This window comes from Falsiruegeria sp. JB4-1 (genome assembly GCF_055693495.1).
This window is the reverse complement of sequence record NZ_JBVFTZ010000001.1, coordinates 1836280-1857470: the sequence shown is the minus strand read 5'-3', so window position 1 is coordinate 1857470 and position 21191 is coordinate 1836280. Positions and strand designations below refer to the sequence as shown.

Here is a 21191-nt window from a genome sequence, read left to right as displayed (position 1 = left end):
CGTTTAATGCCGGGGCAAGGGAATGAATTCCTCGTCGTCGCCCGGAGGCAACTGAAATCGCCCATGCATCCAGTCACCCGCGCGCCAGGCCTCTTTTGCAGCTTCAATTCGTTCTTTGGATGAAGCAACAAAGTTCCACCAAATATGGCGCGGCCCGTTCATGGTGGCACCTCCAAGCATCATCAGCCGCGCGCCCGCGGTACCAGCTTTGGCACTTATGCGGTCTCCGGGGCGGAACACAACCATCTGCCCTGCCTCGAACTCTTGCCCCGTGATGGTTACCGAGCCGCTGACAACATACAGCCCACGATCCTCGTGGTTGTCAGGCATCGGAATGGCAGCACCGGCCTCCAAAACCGCGTCAACATAGAACATCTCGGTCGGCGTTTTGACCGATGCGCGTTCACCATATGCGTCCCCCAGAATAACGCGCACGGTTTTCCCCTCGCCCTTCAGTTCCGGCAAATCGGCTGCACCCACATGCTCAAACGAAGCGGGCGTGTCTTCCAGCTCATCCGGCAGCGCCACCCAAGTCTGGATGCCAAACATCGAAAGGGGCGAGCGGCGAGCCTCTTCATCCGTGCGTTCGGAATGGGTCACACCGTGGCCCGCGACCATCCAGTTGACCGCACCCGGTTCGATCCACTGGTCCGTGCCCAGCGAATCCCGGTGATGCAGCTTTCCCTTGTAAAGGTAAGTGACCGTCGCCAGGCCGATGTGCGGATGTGGGCGCACGTCGATCCCCTGCCCCGTCAGAAACTCAACCGGCCCCATCTGATCGAAAAAGATGAAGGGTCCGACCATCTGCCGCTTGGGCGCAGGCAAGGCACGTCGCACTTCGAACCCGCCCAGATCACGCGCACGCGGCACGATGACGGTTTCAATGGCATCTACGGCGTCGCCGATTGGGATGTCGACGTCAAGAATGGGGTTCCAGCTCATTTCAGTGTCTCCTGATTGCTTGACAGCCAACCTAAGCCTGTGCGCGGTTCAAACAATTGAGTGAATCCGAATAGAAACGGTGCGCACATGCACAAATGAACGCCAATTCAATCCAAAGGTGCGTGCAATCGTGTCTGGTTGGTGATGATCCCCCCACGCGCGCCCACCGTCAAATCCCCATAACGTTCTGCAAACACGGGCGGCAGTGGCCGATCCCCGGGCAATGACAGCCAAAGCCGAAACAGGTGACGGCGTTTGCCGGGATCAGACCAGTCCACAAACCCGGTTCGGTCGTGCAGCATGGCGTGGTTATAGACGAACTGCATGTCGCCCGGCTGCAATCGCATCGTAATGTAAAGATCCGGGTCATTGGCCAATGCATCGAACATATCCAGCGCCTCGACATGTTGGGGGGTCAGCCGCATCGCACCTTCGAACCGCTGCGCGCTGTCGATGTATTGGCGTTGATAGAACACGGTCAGCTTGCCCGCATGCCAGTTGAACGGCGGGATGGTCATGTAGGGTTCCATCCCCTCGGGCACCTCGCCACGCCGATCAGTGGCGATGGGGTCAAAGAGCAAAGCCAACAAATCGGGCCGTGCGGCGCGCATCCGGTTGAAAATCGTCTCGGCGCTAACCAGCAGTGAGTCACCTCCCTCTTTGGCATCCCGCAAACAAAGCAGCCCCACCACATCTGCGCTGTCGGTGTGAAAGCTCTGCCGGGCCGAGGTCTGATAAATTCGCGCCGTGGGATCATTAGGGTCACGCCCCACATCGCGCACATGACCCAGAATGTGCCCATCCGCGTTCTGTGACCGGGCCGAGCCCAGATGTGCGCCGATGCCACAGAACACCGTGGCGGCCATCTTCTGATCGTAGCTTTCAATCGGCAAACCACGCAGAACTTCGACACCGACTCCTTTCAGCAGCTTGTCACGCAAGGTGCTCAGGTGAGCAGCAAACTGGGTCAAAGGAAAATCCTCTGCCGTGATCTCTCCGACATCGCGATCCAGTGACAGGTAATGGCGCGCTGCCTGTTCCAGGTCGGCGATGTCATCCAGCGTCAGCTGATACAGCCAATCCTCGGGCCGCTCGGCCAGGTCACGCCCCACCCAAGCGGCAGGCGTGTCAATATGGGGTGGCAAATCGTTCGGCGTCATACCAGCTCCTCCTCTGTCTCCAGACCAGCCAAAGCAGCACTGCCGATCTTGCCCATCTGCCCTGCGATCTGGTCCACCAGCGACGCGCGGGCATAGTCGGCAAAGGCCTTGGGCAGCTCTCCCAACTCTCCGTCCCGAGCCACAACAGTGATCGAGCGGCTCATCCCGGCCCCCGGCAAAGGCCGCAGATCCAGCGGCATCCGTTCCACCAGCCCGTCGATCAACAAGGTAGGCGTCAGCAAAGTGAACCCCATGCCATCGGCCACACAGGCCGTCACCATGCTGGATCGGTCGGCCTGAATCACCCGCTCGGGCTGCAAACGAAGGCGGCGCAGGTGCTGACCGATCCGACGGCCCACGTTGGTGGTGTCCGCAAAACGCACCAGCGGCAAGTGGCGCAGTACATGCTCAAGGTCTTGCACCGGTTGATCAAAGCCCGGCGGCAAGACCAGCAGAAACGCTTCGGTTAGAACCGGATGGCGTTCCAACCCGTCCATATCGAGCAGCGGGTCCGAGGTGATGGCGATGTCGGCCTGCTTGGTCCTCAGCAGCGCTTCGTGATCCCCGCTTTGGCCCGCGTGCAATGCCATGTCCTGCACACCAAAGCGATCCTTGGCCATACGCACCAAACCGGGTGACAGGGTCGTGGCGATCGAGGCCTGCAACCCCAACCGCAACCGGCTGATGGGCGTCGGCCCCTGATGACGCATGTCGCTGGCCAGTTCCCCTACGGCCTGAAGGATGCGGCCCGCGTGACGGTACATCAGGACACCCGCCTGGGTCGGCTTTACCGGGCGCGTTGAGCGGTCCAACAACTTGACATCATAGTATTTTTCCAAGGTTCCGATGTGTTGCGAGGCGGCGGATTGCGTCATGCCAACCAGCCGCGCCGCTGCCGTCATCTGCCCGGTTTCCACAACCGCAACAAAGACCTCCAACGCTTTGATAATATTTGCGTTCGTTGTGAATTTTATGTCCATGATCAGCCTTTCGCACCTACCACTATTAGAAATCCTAATACTGACAACTGTCAATTGATCGAAACCACCCTAACCGCCAGATTGTGCCCAACCGAGGGAGACGGGCCATGACTGAGACACCTGTAAAACGCCGTCGCAAACGCGACCGGGGGCCGCGCGCAGTCAAGTCGGGCAGCCCCGAGCACCCTTCATCCTGCGCAAACTGGGCACGTTCAACATCCTTGGCGAAGAGGGTCTGAGCCTGATTGAAGAGAACGCTGACACCATCTTGGCCGAAACCGGGATGGAGTTTGTGGATGATCCCGAAATCCTTGAAATCTTTGCCAATGCGGGCTGTGACGTCGACGGCACGCGGGTCCGGTTCGAACGCGGGTTCTGCCGCAAGACCATTCAGGCCACCGCGCCGAAGCAGTTCATGCAACACGCCCGCAACCCGGCCAATTCGGTGCAGATGGGCGGCGATGCCACGGTGCTCTGCCCCTCTTGGGGGCCACCCTTTGTGCACGATCTGGATCGGGGCCGCCGCTATGCGACCTATGACGATTTCCAGACGCTGGTGAAACTGCACCACACCATTCCCTGGCTGCATCATTCGGGCGGCGTGGTCTGCGAGCCTGTCGACCTGCCCGCCAACAAGCGGCATCTGGACATGCTCTATGCCCACATCCGCTATTCTGACCGTGCATTCATGGGCGCCTTCATCGGGGCCGAACGCGCAGGCCATGCTCTGGATATGGCGCGGATCGTTTTTGGCGCGGACTATGTAGCGGAAAACCCGGTGCTGTATTGCGTGTCTAACACCAATGCGCCGCTGGTAATGGATGCGCATATGTCAGGCGCTTTGAAAACCTATGCCCGCGCCGGTCAGCCGGTTGCCACCGCCCCCTGGGTTCTAACAGGCGCGATGAGCCCCTGCACCGTTGCGGGCACCATGGCGCAAGTTCTGGCCGAGGCTCTGGCCTGCCTGACGCTGACCCAGCTGGTCAAACCCGGCGCGCCTGTGCTGATGGGCTCGTTCGCCTCGACCATGTCGATGCAATCGGGCGCACCGACCTTTGGCACGCCCGAAGCAGGACAGATGGTGCTGGCCGCCGGACAACTGGCGCGCCGCTTGGGCGTGCCGCTGCACACGGTCGGGACGCTGTCGGCGTCCAAAATCCCGGATGCACAAAGCCAACAGGAAGCCACATGGGGCCTGATGATGTCGATGTTTGCAGGCGCAAACTTGATCAACCACGCCACCGGCTGGCTGGAAGGCGGGCTTGTGACCAGCTTTGAGAAGACGATGATCGACGCCGATTTGTGCGGCAAACTGGGCCGGTTCTTTGACGGCATCGACCTAAGCGAAAACGCGCAAGCCATGTCTGCCATCGCGGCCACCGGCCCCGGCGCGCATTTTCTGGGGAGCGAACACACGCAAACGAATTTCATGTCCGCCCTCTTCCGGCCCGAGACACCGGACAACAACGCCTATGAACATTGGGAGGCGGCAGGGTCTCTGGATACGGCACAACGGGCCAACGGCCTATGGAAGAAGCATCTGGAGGCCTATGAGGACCCCGGGCTTGACCCGGCCATCGACGAGGAGTTGCAGGCCTATATCGCGCAGCGCAAGTCCGAGACGCCAGACATGGATTACTTCTGATGGGACGCACGATCATCATCGGCGGCGGTGCTATCGGGCTATCGGTGGCCTATCACCTGGCCCATCGCGGGGCGACGGACGTGCTACTGTTGGAGCGCAACCAGCTGACCTCTGGTACATCCTGGCACGCCGCCGGGATCGTGGGCCCGCTGCGCGCCACGCCCAACATGACCAAACTGGCGAGTTATGCGCTGGAGCTGTTCCCCAAGCTGGAAGCCGAGACCGGCATGGCGACCGGGTATCGGCAAACCGGCGGTTACTGGTTGGCGCGATGCGAGGAGCGGCTGGACGAATTGCACCGCATTTCCGCTTTAGGCCGACATTTCGGGTTGAATGCGCAGGTCATCGGCGCGGATGAAGTGGATGTTCCGGGCCTAGATGTCTCGGGCCATGCAGGTGCCATGTGGGTGGCAGAGGATGCCAATGTGAACCCGGTCGATCTGTGCATGGCCTATGCCCGCGCGGCCCGTTCCAAAGGCGTAGAGATTCGCGAAAACTGCGCCGTTGCCAATATCCTCTCTGAGGGCGGGACCGCGCGGGGCGTCGCGCTGGCCGATGGGACAGAGATCGAAGCCGAGAACGTGGTGATCTGCGCCGGGGCGTGGTCGAAACCCCTCGCCGAAGAGGCCGGATTGCACCTGCCCTTGCAGGCTGTGGAACACATGTATGTGGTGACCGAGCCAATGCCCGGCCTGCCCGATCCGTTTCCGGTGATCCGAGATATGGACACTGGCATCTACATCAAGGGCGATGCGGGCAAGTTGGTAATCGGTGGGTTTGAACCCGACGCCAAGATCTGGGATGCCTTTGGCCCTGAAGGCAACCGGCCATTTCTGGAGATGCCAGAAGATTGGGAGCAGTTCATGCCCTTCATGGAGGCCGCGTTGGACCTGGTTCCGGCACTGGCTGAGACCGGCATCCAGCATTTCATGAACGGGCCGGAAAGTTTCACCAATGACACGCGGCCTTTGGTTGGGGCTGCACCGGATGTGGACGGGTTGTTTGTTGCGGCTGGAATGAACTCGGTCGGGATAATGTCCTCGGCCGGCATCGGGCGTGTTTTGGCGGATTGGATCGTGGATGGCGAGGCCCCGATGGACCTGTGGGAGGTCGATGTGGCCCGAGCCGATCCGCGTGCGGCAACGAATGCGCATATGGCGGATCGGATGGCCGAGAGTGTGGCCGATCTGATGGCGATGCATTGGCCGTTCAAGCAGCCCAAGGCGGGGCGCGGGTTGCGATGTTCTGCATTGCATAAGGCATGGGCAGCAAAGGGGGCTGTCTTTGGCCTGACCGCAGGCTGGGAGCGTGGGTTGTGGTATGCTGAGAGCGACGCTGAACGCGATCTGCCGTATGCGGTTGGTGCGCAGCCCTGGTATCCGATCGCTCAACGAGAAGCCGAGCACATGGAGAGCGGTGCCGTGCTGCTGGATCTGTCCCCCTTTGGCAAGTTCGATGTCATCGGACCAGATGCCGTCGATGCAATGAATGAACTGGTCTGCGCCCAGATGGATGTGCCAGTGGGCCGTGCTGTCTATACCCCGATGTTGAACGAGCAAAGTGGGATTGAGGGTGATCTGACTGTAACCCGCCTTGGGGGCCAGCATTATCGCATCACCTCTGGTGCTGCGACGCGCTGGCGGGACGAGGCGCTGCTGCGCCGCCGCTTCGCGGTCTGGCGGGTTGCCTTGCATGATGTCACCGAGGACGAGTGTGTGATTGGCCTGATGGGTGCAGCCGCGCGTGACATTCTGGGCGGGTTGAGTGATGCGGATTGGGGTGATTTCCCGTTTTCGACCGTGCGGGATGTGGTGATCGCCGGTGTCTCTTGCCGGGCGACACGGATGAGCTTTGTCGGTGAGTTGGGGTGGGAGCTGAACATTCCCACCGCGCAGGCGCGCGCCGTCTTTGACACGCTCTCTGCCGCTGGGGCCAAGCCGATGGGCATGTATGCGCTGGACGCTTGCCGGATCGAGAAGGCGTTTCGCCACTGGGGCCATGACCTTGGCCCCGAGATTACCCCGTTGGAGGCCGGGCTTGGCTTTACCATCGACTGGAACAAGGATTTCATCGGCAAAGCGGCGCTGGAGGCACAACGCGCCAAAGGGCTGACCCGCAAGCTCTGCCTGTTCCAGGTCGAGGGCGATCCGCTAATCTTGCATGACGAGCCGATCCTTGAGAGTGGCCACGTCGTGGGCCTGACTACATCGGGTGCAAAAGGCGCCCGCACAGGCCTGACGCTGGCCTTGGGGATGATCGAGATCGCACCAGGCGAAAAGCTGACAGACACCTGCGCTCGTGATTTCACCTTCGACATCGCAGGCAAGACCTATCCGGCGCGGGCCCTGCCCCGCCCCCATTTGACCCCAAAGGCGAAAGGATGCGCGGATGAGCAACGCACAGGTCCTGATCATTGGTGGCGGCGCCATGGGCGTGTCGCTGATGTACCACCTTACCAAGGCCGGATGGCGCGACGTGGTGCTGGTCGAAAAGAACGACCTCACCCACGGGTCCACCGGCATGCTGCTTAAGCCTGTGCACACATTTTGCGCATAACCCGACCATTCAAGAGCTGCGCGCCACTTCCGTGCGCCTGTATCGCGACATCCTGCCGGAGGAGACCGGGCAGAACTGCGGCTTTCACCGCTCTGGCGCGATGCGCATCACCTCGAACCCAGATCGGATGGATGAGTTCCGTCATGTCGCGGGCCTGTCGGATTTCACCGGATATCCGCTGGAGGTGCTGACGCCCGAACGGATCGCCGAACTGCACCCGCTGGCGAAATTGGACGGGTTGCTGGGGGGCATTTATGAGCCCGATGACGGACATGTGGATCCGACGCTGGCCACCAATGCGATGGCGCAGGTGGCCACGCGCAACGGAGCCAAGATCAGCCGCTACAATGCGGTGCAATCCATCCGGCGAGAGGATGGTAAGTGGATCGTAGAGACCGCCAAGGAGACGTTCCGCGCCACGCATATCGTCAATGCGGCTGGAACCTGGGGCTGGGAGATCGGGCACATGATGGGGCTCAACATCCCGTCCGTACCGGTGCTGCACCAATATTTGGTAACCGACGCGGTGCCCGAAGTTACCGAGCGCATCGATGCCAAACTGCCCGAACTGCCAATGATCCGCGACCCCGAAGAAAGCTGGTATGTGCGCCAGGAACGCGACGGGCTGATCCTTGGCCCTTACGAGAAAGAGGCGCAGGTCTGGTCGGTCGACGGCGTACCGCCCGAGTTTGGCGCCGACCTGATGCCGCCCGATCTGGACCGGGTCGAACACATAATCGAGGCCGCCATGGAGCGTATCCCGGCCCTGATGAATGGCGGCGTGAAAACCGTGGTGAACGGCCCGATCACCTTTACTCCGGACGCCAACCCTCTGATCGGCCCTGCGCATGGGTTGGAGAACGCCTGGCTCTTGACCGGGTCAAGTATGGGCGTGATGGAGGGCGGTGGCTCGGGCTGGTTCCTGGCGCATTGGATGACTCACGGCGCGCCGCCTATGGATGCTTTGGCGGTGGATTCACGCCGGTTCGGGAACTGGGCTGACCGCGATTATCGCGTGGAAAAGGCGATCGAATGCTTTGGCCTGCAGTTCGGCGTGCACTACCCGTTCGAAGAGCGCCCCGCCGGACGCGGCAAGCGTCTGTCACCGCTGCATGATCTGATGGTGGAACGTGGCGCCGTCATGGGCGCGGCCTATGGCTGGGAACGGCCCAACTGGTTCTCGGACAAACAGGGCGACATCGCGCATGAGAGCTTTCGTCGCCCGAACTGGTTCCCACATGTCGCCAAAGAGGTCGAGACCGTCACCACCAAGGCCGCATTGGCCGACCTGTCGGTGTTCTCGAAATTCGACATCACCGGCCCGGATGCCCGTGCCTTCATCGACGGCCTGGGTGCCAACCGCGCGCCTGCCAATGGGCGTATTGGCTTGACCCATGTGCTGACCCCGGCGGGCGGTGTTCTGTCTGAATTCACCGTGACCATGCTCAGCGACACCCACGCTTATCTGACCTCGGCTGCGGCGGCAGAAGAGATCGACATGGATCAGCTGGCAGCCCATGCCGAAGGGTTCGACGTTGCCGTGACCAACCGCTGCGAAGAGCTGGCGGTTATCGGCCTGATGGGGCCGCTGTCACGTGAGATCCTGAGCCAGCATACGGACGCTGATCTGGGCAACGGTTTCCCCCGGCTCAACGCACAGGTGATCGACGTGGCGGGCGCACAGGTGCGCGCGCTGAGGGTTTCCTACTTGGGTGAACTTGGGTGGGAACTGCACATGGACCGCGCCGACGCAGAACAGGTGTTTCTGGCGCTTGAGGCCACCGGAAAACCGCTTGAGATGGGCTATTACGGCGCATATGCCGCCAACTCCATGCGGCTGGAAAAGGGCTATCGCGGCTGGGGCAGCGACCTGACCACCGAACGCACCCTGCACGAAGCCGGTCTGGGCATGTTCGCCCGCGCCAAGGACCGCGCCTTTACCGGGCGCGAGGCAATGCTGGAACGCAAGTCCAAAGATGACCGCTGGGACATGGTCCTGCTCGAAATCCACGATCCCGAGTTCGATCCGTTCTACGCGCACTCTGTCCTGCAAGGCGATGAAATCGTTGGCGTTATCACCTCGGGTGCCCATGGCCATCGCACCGGAAAAACACTGGCGCTCGCCTATCTGCGCGACCGCAGAGCGCGCGAGAATCTCACCGTTTCCATTCTGGGGCGCAGGACGCAGGCCACGATCCTGCCAGACGCACCCTTTGACCCCGAAAACCTGCGCTTGAAAGCCTGAGGGAGGCAAGCATGACCCACCAACCGCTCAACACCGAATGGTCCACCGAGGCCACCGCCGCCCGACGCGACAATTACTACGCCGCCAGTCAGCGCAAGTTTGTCCCCTTCAAGGACCCAATCGTGTTCCAGAAAGGGTCGATGCAGTACCTGTGGGATGCCGAGGGGAACAAATATACCGACCTTCTGGGCATGAATGTCTGCATCTCGGTCGGCCATTCCCATCCCACCGTGGTGGCCGCCGCGATGGAGCAGGCGCAACAGCTGACCCATTGCACGACGATGTTCTACCACCCCACCCCTGCGCATCTGGCAGAAGAACTGGCCGCGACCATGCCCAAGGGCCACGAATGGGTGGTGCATTTCACCAACTCGGGGTCCGAGGCTGTTGATCTGGCGATGACCATGGCGCGCAGCTACACAGGCAATCTGGACCTGCTGGCCTTGCGAACCGCCTATCATGGTCCCACCGCCTCCGCGCAGTCGCTCACCGGCATCAGCGGCTGGCGCCATCCCGGCATGCCCGGCAACGTGGCCTTTGTGGCAGAACCCAACCAATATCGCGGCATCTTTGGCGAAAACGCCGGGGCCGCGCCCTATCTGGACGAGATCGACCAGACCATCCGCACCGCCACCACCGGTCAGATCGCCGGGATGTTTGTAGAAAGTGTCCAGGGCTACGGCGGCATCATCGAAATGCCACAGGGGTATATGTCAGGCGCGGCCGAGCGGGTCCGTGCGGCAGGTGGGCTCTACATCGCGGACGAAGTGCAATCGGGCTTTGGCCGAACCGGTGATCACATGTGGGGGTTCGAGGCGGACGGCGTGGTGCCAGACATCGTCGTGATGGCCAAGGGGTTGGGCAATGGCTTCCCCATCGGGGCTGTGGTGGCGAAGAAAGAGATCGCGGCCCCCATGGCCGAAAAGTTCATGTTCCACACCTATGGCGCCAACCCGACCTCCTGTGCGGCGGGTCGCGCGGTGCTGCAAGTCATTCGCGAAGACAAGGTGATGGAGAACGCTAAGACCGTTGGCGCTGCGCTGCTGGCGCGCCTGCACGAGCTTAAGGGCAAACACGCCGCCATTGGCGATGTGCGCGGGCGGGGTTTGATGCTGGCCATTGAGATGGTCAAGGACCGCAAGACCAAGGAACCCGACGCGGCAACCACCTCCGCCGTGTTCGAACACTGCCGCGCGCAACGCTTGATCCTGTCGAAATCCGGCCCCTTCCAAAGCTCGCTGCGAATGGTGCCGCCCATGTGTCTCACGCTCGAAGATGTTGACCGCGTGGCGGACGGCCTGGACCAGGCGTTCTCATCGCTCTGAAGGTCATGAACTCTCGCGGAGTATGATTGGTATTCACGAGATGGCGCAAGGACATGCGCCAACGCCCGTTCCTGATGGAGCGGGCGTTCTTGTGATCTGAGATCTTGCGGTGATCCGGGAGTGCTCCCGCACCCGAGCGATCCTGGCTTCGCCAGCCCCGCCAACGGCCTTGGGTCGGGCGCCTCGCCTTTGGCTCGGCGCGGTCCCGCTTGGGGCGACTGATTCACAACAAATGCCAAACGCCGAGCGCAGCGAGGCCCGGCCCAACGGGAGGAGGTTTTTCGTCAGAAAAATTGACGACGGGCGGGAGCCCCCCGCCATTTCGCGCACCATGTCCTTCAACACTCCTTGCATTAGTTCGATTTCGCACTATTTAATTCGATATCGCACCAAATGGAGAGCCCTCATGTCCCTTTCTCGCCGGAAGACCCTTGCACTGATTGGCGGCGGTTGCATCGTCGCCGCCACTGCCACTGCCGGATACACCGTCACCCGTCGCCCTAACCAGGCCCTGCGCCCCTGGTCCCTTGCCGGGCAATACGCCGAGCCACGCCGTAACGCGCTTTCCTTTGCCCTGCTCGCCCCCAACCCGCACAACCGGCAGCCTTGGGTGGTTGACCTGTCCCAAGACGATGAGGTCACCCTCAATTGCGATCCGGATCGGATTCTACCGGAAACCGACCCCTTCAGCCGTCAGATCACCATCGGCCTTGGCTGTTTCCTAGAGGTCATGCGCATGGCTGCCGCCCAGGACGGCTATCGCGTCGATCTGGATCTTTTCCCCGAAGGCGAAGACCCGGCGACGCTCGACCATCGCCCCATCGCCCGCGCCAGATTTACCAAAGATCCAAAACAGCGCCCAGATCCGCTCTTTGCCCATGTGATGAACCGCCGCTCTCTCAAAGAGCCCTTTGACACCACTCGTGCGGTTCTTCCGGCCGAACTTGCCACCCTGCAAGCCGCCGCAACCGCAACAACCTTTGGCGGCTCGATAGAGCCTGACGACATCGCCACCTTTCGCGAGTTGTCGCACGACGCGCTGAGGATCGAGATCGAAACACCGGCGACTTACAAGGAAAGTGTTGATCTGTTCCGCATCGGCCATCGCGAAGTCGATGCCAATCCCGATGGCATCGACTTTACCGGACCCATGTTCGAAACGCTTCACATGACCGGCCTATTCACACGCGACGTGGCGCTGGACACAACCTCGTTGGCCTATACCGGTGGGCTGGATGCGGTCTTTGCCAACACCGATACGGCGATGGGGCACATCTGGCTGGTCACCAAGACCAACAGCCGCCGCGATCAGATCGCCGCTGGCGCCGATTGGGTGAGACTTAACCTGGCCGCTACGGGCATTGGCCTGGGCATGCAGCCCCTTAGCCAAGCCTTGCAGGAATATCCTGAAATGGCGGGGTTTTATCGCGACATCCACAACCGCCTAGCCCCAAGCGGAGGAACGGTTCAAATGTTTGCCCGCATCGGTTACGGTCCGCAGGTGGCGCCAAGCCCACGCTGGCCATTGGAGGCAAAACTTGTCCAAACCTGAACAGGACATTCCAACGATCTTTGCCCTTTTCAACGAGATCGGGATCATTAGCCAACTTTCCAGCCGCCTGTTCGAAACCCGTCTGCCCGACGGATTCCTGGTCTCACACTTTGCAGTACTCAACCACCTGACCCGCCTGGGCGATGGCCGCACGCCGCTGTCGATCGCGCAGGCACTGCAAGTACCGAAAACCTCGATGACCCACACGCTCAAAGGGCTGCAAAAGGCTGGGCTAATCGCGTTTGAACCGAACCCCACAGACAGCCGGTCAAAGCTCGTGCGTCTCACGGATCAGGGTCGCGCGTTCCGCGAGGATGCCATCGCAGCCCTTGGCCCGGACATGGCGCAGATGGCCCAGCGCATCGACGTAACGCGCATAACTGACGCCTTGCCAATGCTGGTTGAGGTACGAGAATACCTGGATAAAAAGCGCGAGGGCGAATGATCACCGCATGAAGTGAGGCGCTATTTGACGGCCTTTGAAAACGTAGCAGTCAACCGCTCGTTCAACTGGTGGTGTGGCTTGATGGTTTGCCCATAGTGAAGCTCGGCCAGCGCCGCGATGTCGTTGTAGATGACCTTGACCACACCGTTCGCTTCTTCATACACCAACAGCTTTTGACAAAAGGCGTCCAGCCCGATGGACGGAAACTGCGCCATGGCCACCCCACCCGGTGCAGGACCACCAAAGAGCAACAGCGTTGCCGGTCCCAGATCATGGCCCAGCGCCTTGGCGTCCTGGGTAAAGTCCACATCTGCAAACCAGACCGTATCGCCTTGTGACATGACAGCTGCGCGCAGCCTTTCAATGGTGTCGGAATGCCCATGGGCCGAAGTCAGCTCCAGAACGCCGTAGTTTTCGGTCAACCCCTCGGTTCGGGCCGTAATCGCCTCTACCGGGGACAAAGCTGTTTCAATCTTTGCGCTGAAGGCATTCTCCAGCTCCGCAGACGTCAATCCATGGCGTTTCTCAAGAAAGGCAAAATCGGTGTACATGACCGTCGCTTGACCCGTCTGATCATACGACAGGACTCGCAAAGGCAGATCCAGACCCGCCCTGATGTTCTGTGACAGTATCGCCGTATTGAGGCTGGCATCGGAAAACACCTGCACGCGAGAGGCTGGCATCTCGACACCTTCAGCCGCGGCCAGTCGGGCGTGATCAATAGCCACGACAGCATCCAACCCCGCCGCATCTGCCGCTCTCTGAACGGCTTCGGCATTTTGGTCCACCTGATTTTGAATACTCTGTTGTGCGGCGGCCGTACCTACAACGAGCAGAGCGACAATCGACCCCGCAATGAAATGTCTATTAAGCGTCATGAAGGTCACTCCACCTGTCTCAGGCAATTGATTGCCAGCACGGCGAAAAACACCTCTGCCCCAAGATAGGCCCAAAGCACGATACCGGGCATCCCATCAACCACGATGCTCAACAGACGCCCCATCGCCAGCCCGACCATGAAAAGCACCATCACCCACAGTCCAGTTCTACGCAGCCCGGGCCGAAACACCGCAAGCAGCCAAAAGGCGGCGTTTGCCAGATAGAGCCCCATGATGGCACGAAAGATATGGGTTTGGTTTGTCCCCTCTACGGGAAAGCCAAACAACCATGTCACAGTGGTCTGAGGCATCACCCCATAGGACAAGGCAATTGGAACCAACCCAACAGCGCCCAACAAAAGAACCAATCGATCCGTCACAATAGTCTCCGCTCTTCAATTCAGTTTCAAAGCACAGACGGACAAAGCTTTACCTGCCTTAATGGGTAACACCCAAATCATCTGCTAATTTGATAATATGTTTCCAGGTTGCCAGGGGAAGGGAAATTGGCTTGCCCTGGTTTCGTGTTCGCGCGTCGGCTTCGCGCTCTCCGGGAATCTCTACCTTGTCAAATCCTGCCGCCGGGGGGCAGTTGCGGAACTCGTCCAATATCTCTTCGGCGATGCCCTGCATCTGTGTGGGCTCGCGGTACATCGTGCAATCCATCGCCAGCATCAGCCAATTGCATTCGGTTGTCGCAGGCCCCAACAGCGCCTCGGCGATCATCTCGGCCGCCACAGACAGCGCATACCCCTTGGCTCCGCCTGCCGTCAGGATCGCACCGCCATCAAAATAGTCCTGCGGTTCAGTGGTGGGCGCGCCGTCTTTGTCGATCAACACCCCTTCAGGCAAGTGCGCACCCGCAATCTTGGCGCCATAGACCCAGCCCGCGGCAACAGCAGAGGTGGCAAAGTCCACCACCACCGGGCCACGGTCCCCGCCAGGAATGCCGATGCTGTAAGGGTTTGTGGACATCAGCGCCTTTCGCCCCCCGTACGGGGCAACCAGCCGCCAGTTCTTACGCCCGCCGCCACCAATGATGATGATCAGACAACCCTGTTTGGCGGCCTCTTCAGCAAAAGCCCCCAACCTTCCCGTGTGTCCTACTTTCTGCAAGGCAATCGCCGCCATCCCGCTGACCTTTGCGCGCGCCACCACATCCCGCGTGGCGATGCTCATCGCCGAGATACCGATCCCGCCGTGACCATCGACGATCCAGGCCCCTTGAGCATTCTGCTTCAGCTCGGGTCTCACGTCGGCTTTGAGGTATCCGCTATCGTAGTATCCGGCATAAGGCAGGATGCGCCAAACCCCATGAGATTCGACCCCGGACCAATCGGCGTCGATCAGATGCATCGCCACCTCCTCTGCGATGTCCTCAGGACATCCCTTGGCCGCCATGATGGCCTGCGCCAGAGATCGCGCCTGCGCCGCATCCACCGCCACCCGTTCCGTATCCGCGCTGTACTTGCTTGCCATCCCTGCCCCCGTCGCCGCGCCCATAACGTCCGCTCACAATAAACACACCCGATCTCTGGCGCGCAGAAATTTCGGCTTTTGAGAGATTTGACTGTCACGACACTCAACTCTGACCCAACTCCACCTATGCGGATTGTGCCGACGTTGGACGCTGTATCAACAATGAGCGTTTCCAGCCCAAAGCGGACATCAGTGACCGCAGAAGGATAGGCTCATTCAGAGGTCTAGCAATCCTGAAAACCTCTAATCGATGCTTATCGGCCGCCCTGGCCCATCACCGAATTGCGGTTTGCTTTGTGCACCTGATAGTCCTGATAGGCTTGCGTCCCTGGCTCCGGCACACATGCTGCAAGACCCGAGATGACCCCTACCAGGAACAGACATTGAAGACGTGTCAACATGTACTCACCCTCTGTAGATTTTTCTCGATCCAAGGATAGGTCGATGCACGAAAGAGTCACTGCGCAAAGAGACAACTACTTTCGATCTCGGACACGCATCAAAGGAGAGCCAAAACCAACCGCTCTCAGCCCAAAGCGGACATGGCTGTCTTGCATCTCCGGCGGGAACCGGAGTTTCGCTGTTTCCCCATAGTATTCTGTCTCATTGTGAAAGCAGACATTCGAGAGTCTGGCGTATGGTTAATGATGACTGAGGTTTCTTGAACGGGACCGAGTGTTGTACCTTAACTGGGAAGTATCTCTAATAAGGCTTTACCACGTTCAAAGGTCCACCAACTTGCGATCGTGCCGCAACCGATTGCTATCGACACCCTCAACGTCATCTCCGGGTTTGGCCCCAGCCTTGTGAACAAGGCCAATAGCGGCCAAGTCATCAAAACAATGGCCAGCTGCCCAACTTCAACGCCGATATTGAAGGCCAGCAGGCTTTGCCAGATATTTGGTGAGGTCACTTGAAGAATTTCATGCAGGACGAAGCTGAATCCCAAGCCATGAAGAAGGCCCATCAGGACGGTTGTTACAAAGATCTTTCTGTTGGAAGCGGCCTCCGAGTTGTCCTCTGATACCGCCAGAAATGCCGCATAGATGATAGACAGCGCAATTCCAGTTTCGACGAAAGGGACGAACCAAGCACCAGAAGGTACAAAGCCAAAGAAACCCAGTGAAAGTGTAACACTGTGCCCAACGGTAAACCCAGTGACCCGCCAGAGGAGTGCGTGCAAGCCGCGCGCGCCGATGACAAGGCAAATGACGAACAAAACATGGTCGATGCCTTCCAGAATGTGACGAACGCCCTCCCAGACAAAGGTCGCAATTCCCGCTATTCTGGACCGGGAGATTTCGACCGGTTCCGCCATCAACCCACGGGTTCGAAAGACAAGAGGATCACTGGAACTGTAGTCAAGGATGAGGTTGGCGGTCATTTTCTGGTCAGGCAAGCCAGGGTCCAGAAGACTTGAGAGAGAGTAAGACGATGGCGGGCGCACGAGCTCATAGAATATCGTTACATCAACAACCACGTCGCCAACATAAACCGGTGAAGTGGCAGACAGGGTTGATCCTTTGGAAACGGCATATTTGGCCTCACCAAGGGTCGCAAAGCCAGGTTCGTTGCTCACCCGGTGGATCGAAACGGATTCAACTGTACCAAGCACACGTTCCCCGCCGATCTCTAACACCGTGCCGACTTCTGCGAGACGACCGAGACCAAGCGGATCTGTGAAAACTTCAGCCGGATTGAGGTAGTGAACCACTCTGCCTTCTTCAAACGTGTTTCTAGTAAATGGGGCCGCCGAGGGAAGGCCCTCTCCAGTGGGATCACCCGTTTTGTCCGCTACAAGATAAGGCATTGGCATTCTAAGAAAAACGCGGAGTCCGTCACGGGTGTGTTCGACATGAAACACGCGTACATTGAGGTTCAGAAGAAAATGCGCCTGAACTGCAACTGCCGAAACGACCAAGCAGACGGTTATCCAGACAAGAAGCACTTTTCGCAGGTAGTTAGACATCTGGTGTACGAGCCCCCAACACAGTGATTGCCGAGATTGCCCAGTTTCCCCGGTCTGGCCGAAACTCTACACGGGCGCGATATTCAACTTGTCGACGATGATCGTGGCCCCAGTGCCCGGCGCGGGCGGCTACGCGCCACTGCGCGACGCCTTCGAAAGCTCCTCGGCGATTCATTTTGCCATCGACGATAACGACGTCGGCAACATCAACGACTTTCGCCCGGCCCCCTCCGGGCACCCGGATCGCGAGGTTCGTCTCAAGCTCAGCGGCCACATCCGCGAGCGATGCATTGACGACAATTGGCTCAAGCGCCGCTTTTCGCTCGGCGGGTGATACCTCTAGAGCTGCCACATATTTGTTGGCCAAAAGCCGGGAAAGAACTTCCGCCGCGATCTCGCTATCGGACTGACCTGAACGCGAATTTAGAATTGTAATTGTGTGTTTTCCGGGAAACATGATGCCCACGATTAAGCAGCCAATTGAAACGAGGCCAAAGACAAAGCGCCATTGCACTTCCATCTTGCGGAACGCGATCACACCTGCGCTGATCGAAAGGGTAATGGAGGCAAGCGTCCAAAGCGGTACAAATACAATGCCTGCCGCATGAACTGGTTCGACTTGAGGATTTACATGTCGTTTGAGATGGTTGGTCCAAAAGACTTCAGGGCTATCCGGAGATGCCCAGTCCAAAAATGGCCCTGCAGCATCGGTCAGTGTCACCGGAACTTTCTGGATGGTATCATTGAACATATCCCAGGTTATCGACGCTGAAGTTGGCAATTCCGAAACCGGATAGGTCAGCATCACGCCAACGAACGTCGTGTCAGCAACAAGCGGCGGTGATCCATCAACCACCTCAAACCCGCGTTCTCCCAATGTCAGAAAAGTACCATGGGCTGATGTGGGTTCAACGGAAACACCCGCGATACTCACCGGGTTCCGGGCCGCGAACTCTTCAAGGGCGGCGGCCAGGAATTGCGATTGATACGCAGGGTCCAACTCAAAACCTGTCGTCAGGTTCTGACCGATCCAAGGCGCGAGTTCCCGAACCCGAATAAGGATTTCGTGTCGGATCTCGCGCGACTCGACATACAGGAAAGACGTGGTGCCACTGCGTGTCGAGCGATTGAGATTTGGATTTTTGAATGCAGTTAACCACGGATCTTGCCAGTTGATCGCGAGTTGCATTTCCCTCTCAAAAAAACTGAACCGGGTAACTGGGAGCGAGCGGTCAAACACCATGAACCCAATTGAGGCGGCAGGAGTGCCATCTTCGGCATAAGGTGGACGAATGAATAGAGTCTCGGGACGCGCCCCTTCAAGGTTGTAGAATGCCTCAAGAAAAAGCACATCTGAGTTTGTCGGCGGAGTTGGAAATTTGCCTCCGGAAAGGGGATCGATCATTCCGGCGAATGGGGACGCACGGTCAATTCGTTTCCTGTGTTCAACCTTTAGCAATTGAAACGGCAGCGATTGCCCGTCGGAGCGCGACATCAAGAAATCACTCAGGATATGGCCGGAAATCGGGTCGAACGTCGCCTGCTTCGATTGAGGACCAGACCCAGTCTGTGGTGATAACACGCGTTCGAACAACGCTAAATCCTCTGGATAAATCTCCAGTTCCAGGCGAATACCTTCATCTTCTATACGGAATACAGCGATGTTGTTTGCGACCTCGGCCCCGTTGAACGGGGTCACATCCCCCTTGCAAAGGTCGCCAAAGCGGAAATCGTGAATATTGCCAACAAGTAACTGATCTGTTTTGACAATCTCATCATTGATCGTATCGACGCTAGTGCGCCCTCCATCCAACTATTTCGGATACACAAACGTCATGGATAATCGGGCGCCCCAGCCATCAGGAGCAGACGCTGGCGACGTTAGATAGTAGCGCGCGCCTGCCTGGATCGACACGCGCTGACCGCCAAACGTGAGCAGTTTTGAAATCAGGAAGTTCACCGGAACAGTCCACTCATTCGTGTTCCAGTCGTAAGTTGATTCAGAATTCACAGTGTACGTCCAGGCGTTCTTTGTTGTGTGCGCAAGGAAAGGCTGAACATAAGTCGAGTTGATTTTGCTGCTTTCAAATGACCAGACGTGGTTGGCGAGCCCGCCGATAGTCCAGGGCCCATCCTGCAAGAGCACGACACCGGTAACACCTCCGCCCCACTCGCCCACGCCCAAGTCACGGTTGCTGGACGTGGGCAAATAGAAAATCGGTCCAACGCCCCATGTGAAGGACGAATTGGTTGGGCTGAACCAAAGGCTCACCGTCGTATCTCCAAACCCGTTTTCCTGCCCGGACAGGCCTGAGACATCGTTCTGCCATTTGTATGGAATGATCGTCCGGGTGATCAGGTTCAGATTTTCACTTAGCGAAATCGGTATGACAGGCTGAATGTTCAGCGTAGTTTGATTTCCTTCGGCGCTGCCATAGCCCGAGTCGTAATTGAACTGGAGCGGAACCGAGATCAACGACGCCAGCGGGTTGGACAATTTCTTGGCCAATTCTGAATCATCTGCCGCTGCGGGGATTGAATGCGATGTGATCAGCGCAATTGATACCACCACAATCTTTCCAACCGGGAAATATATCGGGAACTTGACTGCGGTTGACATCAAACTCTTCCTTTCCTGACCCATTAGGTCAAAGATTCAAAACGCCGATCCGCCAAAGCTACAAATATGTTGCTACAGAAAGGCGCACCCGATTAAGGCGCGCCTTTTGCTGTTGGGTCATTTGTCTTCTGGCATTTTGGGCGGGGTGTACTCTTTCCACTTTCCCGCCAGAACCTTGTTGGACGGTTCCTTTTCCTTGGATCTCGGCGCGTCAATGTAGGCCTGCGACACGGACGGTGGCAGTGCATATTCATCTACCGATGCTTCTCGTACGACGATCTTGTCCTTGGTCAGATTGATGACCGTTAGGTCTCGGGCCAAGGTCAATTCGCCATCATAGGTCGTGCGAATGCCCTCTAGGATCGCCTGATAGTTTTCCGGTGACAAAACCGAGTGATAGCCGACGGCATGACGCGGATTAACCTCGGCCATGACTTTTCCAAAAGCTGCTGGTTCGGTATGAACGCGCGTTGCGACATATGTGGCTTGCCTAAGGCTCCAGCCGAAATAAGGCGCTAGCACTTTGGGGGGAGAAATGCCTCATGCGTAGCAAGATCTGCGCCTTTTGCATATTTCACGTACCACTTGTTCGGATACGTGTCTCCACCGAATACATACTTCAATCCGTTCCATTCCAGCGAGTAACTCACCGACCCATCCAAACTGTGGATCGCTGAGCCAGGACCGGATGGTCACACCGTTTTCCTGGTAGACCACTTCGTTTTCTTGCATGTAGTCGAATTCCGTTACCTCAAGCTTGGCACCGTCATCCGGCAATGCGCCAGTGCGACCTTCCAGATCCCACGCATAGGCAGCCTTACTGGCTTCGACGAAGGCTTTGGTACCCAATTCCTCTGTCGAGCCGGTGGGGCCAAAGATCCGCAAAGCTGTGTAGCGTCCGGACAGCCAGCTGCCGACGTGCAATCCCATGAGATCGCCGACATGGTCGACATGTAGGTGGCTGATAAAGACTTTGTCTATTTTTGAGAAATCCGGGCGAATGGAAAACAGGTTACCCATCGAGCCCATGCCGATGTCGAACAGGAACGCATCACCATTGCCAAGTTCGACAAGAAAGGAAATGGACACAGCCGCCTTGGTCTGGTTTGGCATGCCGGTTCCCAAAGCAGTGACCCGCATTTCGTCGGCTTTCAGGATTTCCGTATTCGGGAAATAGCTGGCGGGATAAACGTCGTCGTTGATCTGCGTTGCGGTTCGCCCTGTCGGCAGGTTTTCGGCGTGAACCGACGCAGCGCCGAAAGTCAGGGCCGTTGCTGTGCAGACCAGGGCCACATTTAGACATCGTCTACAAAATTTTGAAAACATAACTTCCTCCATCGTTTCTATTATTCGCATGCGGGGCAGCAATATCGGTTCTCCTGAAATCGGTCCTTG

General features: G+C 58.5%; 17 protein-coding genes and 2 pseudogenes. 7 read left to right on the top strand and 12 right to left on the bottom strand.

Going from position 1 to position 21191, the window contains the following annotated elements; genetic code table 11:
* Positions 1-3: 3 nt before the first annotated feature.
* From ACZ1HE_RS09535 to ACZ1HE_RS09525, 3 genes are all read right to left on the bottom strand, one after another.
* Positions 4-942 carry a pirin family protein gene (locus ACZ1HE_RS09535; protein WP_472620544.1) on the bottom strand — a complete coding sequence of 313 codons (939 nt, stop codon included), beginning with the start codon at positions 940-942 and terminating at the stop codon, positions 4-6.
* 107 nt (positions 943-1049) lie between these two features.
* Positions 1050-2102 (bottom strand): TauD/TfdA family dioxygenase, encoded by a 1053-nt coding sequence (locus ACZ1HE_RS09530; RefSeq protein ID WP_472620543.1) that lies wholly within the window; start codon positions 2100-2102, stop codon positions 1050-1052.
* Complete coding sequence (locus ACZ1HE_RS09525; protein ID WP_472620542.1) at positions 2099-3082, bottom strand: LysR family transcriptional regulator; 984 nt, start codon at positions 3080-3082, stop codon at positions 2099-2101. Before ACZ1HE_RS09525 ends, ACZ1HE_RS09530 begins: the two co-directional genes overlap by 4 nt.
* 166 nt (positions 3083-3248) lie before the next feature.
* Between ACZ1HE_RS09525 and ACZ1HE_RS09520 the strand changes: the two are divergent.
* The 7 genes and pseudogenes from ACZ1HE_RS09520 to ACZ1HE_RS09490 all read left to right on the top strand — a co-directional run.
* A pseudogene (locus ACZ1HE_RS09520) lies at positions 3249-4727 on the top strand (trimethylamine methyltransferase family protein); the annotation flags it as partial.
* Positions 4727-7024, top strand: a pseudogene (locus tag ACZ1HE_RS09515) (GcvT family protein); the annotation flags it as partial. The pseudogenes ACZ1HE_RS09520 and ACZ1HE_RS09515, both read left to right, overlap by 1 nt.
* Positions 7025-7115: 91 nt before the next feature.
* Entirely contained in the window at positions 7116-7283 is a 168-nt protein-coding gene (locus tag ACZ1HE_RS09510) for an FAD-dependent oxidoreductase (RefSeq protein ID WP_472620541.1), read from the top strand.
* Between the two features lie 31 nt (positions 7284-7314).
* Positions 7315-9528, top strand: coding sequence for a GcvT family protein (locus ACZ1HE_RS09505; RefSeq protein WP_472620540.1), 2214 nt, complete (start codon positions 7315-7317; stop codon positions 9526-9528).
* A gap of 11 nt (positions 9529-9539) precedes the next feature.
* Complete coding sequence (locus ACZ1HE_RS09500; protein ID WP_472620539.1) at positions 9540-10853, top strand: aspartate aminotransferase family protein; 1314 nt, start codon at positions 9540-9542, stop codon at positions 10851-10853.
* A gap of 406 nt (positions 10854-11259) precedes the next feature.
* Entirely contained in the window at positions 11260-12405 is a 1146-nt protein-coding gene (locus tag ACZ1HE_RS09495) for an Acg family FMN-binding oxidoreductase (protein ID WP_472620538.1), read from the top strand.
* Positions 12392-12850, top strand: a complete 459-nt coding sequence (locus tag ACZ1HE_RS09490) for a MarR family winged helix-turn-helix transcriptional regulator (RefSeq protein ID WP_472620537.1) — start codon at positions 12392-12394, stop codon at positions 12848-12850. The genes ACZ1HE_RS09495 and ACZ1HE_RS09490 overlap by 14 nt, the downstream gene beginning before the upstream one ends.
* A 20-nt stretch (positions 12851-12870) precedes the next feature.
* On the opposite strand, the gene ACZ1HE_RS09485 is transcribed toward ACZ1HE_RS09490, so the two are convergent.
* The 9 genes from ACZ1HE_RS09485 to ACZ1HE_RS09445 all read right to left on the bottom strand — a co-directional run bounded on the left by ACZ1HE_RS09485 (position 12871) and on the right by ACZ1HE_RS09445 (position 21122).
* The gene (locus ACZ1HE_RS09485) at positions 12871-13728 is read right to left on the bottom strand and encodes a DUF302 domain-containing protein (RefSeq protein WP_472620536.1); all 858 of its coding nucleotides are present in this window, start codon (positions 13726-13728) and stop codon (positions 12871-12873) included.
* Between the two features lie 5 nt (positions 13729-13733).
* A complete protein-coding gene (locus tag ACZ1HE_RS09480) occupies positions 13734-14108 on the bottom strand; it encodes a DUF4345 domain-containing protein (protein ID WP_472620535.1) in 375 nt (124 codons plus the stop codon).
* A 58-nt stretch (positions 14109-14166) separates the two neighbouring features.
* A complete protein-coding gene (locus tag ACZ1HE_RS09475) occupies positions 14167-15207 on the bottom strand; it encodes an Ldh family oxidoreductase (RefSeq protein WP_472620534.1) in 1041 nt (346 codons plus the stop codon).
* A gap of 254 nt (positions 15208-15461) precedes the next feature.
* On the bottom strand, positions 15462-15608 hold the full coding sequence (locus tag ACZ1HE_RS09470) for a hypothetical protein (RefSeq protein ID WP_472620533.1): 147 nt from the start codon (positions 15606-15608) through the stop codon (positions 15462-15464).
* 284 nt (positions 15609-15892) lie between these two features.
* Positions 15893-17176, bottom strand: a complete 1284-nt coding sequence (locus tag ACZ1HE_RS09465; protein ID WP_472620532.1) for a HupE/UreJ family protein — start codon at positions 17174-17176, stop codon at positions 15893-15895.
* Positions 17169-18989 (bottom strand): hypothetical protein, encoded by a 1821-nt coding sequence (locus ACZ1HE_RS09460; RefSeq protein ID WP_472620531.1) that lies wholly within the window; start codon positions 18987-18989, stop codon positions 17169-17171. Before ACZ1HE_RS09460 ends, ACZ1HE_RS09465 begins: the two co-directional genes overlap by 8 nt.
* Positions 18990-19796, bottom strand: a complete 807-nt coding sequence (locus ACZ1HE_RS09455; RefSeq protein ID WP_472620530.1) for a transporter — start codon at positions 19794-19796, stop codon at positions 18990-18992. It lies immediately after the preceding gene.
* Positions 19797-19913: 117 nt separating this feature from the next.
* Complete coding sequence (locus ACZ1HE_RS09450) at positions 19914-20318, bottom strand: hypothetical protein (protein WP_472620529.1); 405 nt, start codon at positions 20316-20318, stop codon at positions 19914-19916.
* 18 nt (positions 20319-20336) lie between these two features.
* Positions 20337-21122, bottom strand: a complete 786-nt coding sequence (locus ACZ1HE_RS09445; protein ID WP_472620528.1) for an MBL fold metallo-hydrolase — start codon at positions 21120-21122, stop codon at positions 20337-20339.
* Positions 21123-21191 lie beyond the last annotated feature (69 nt).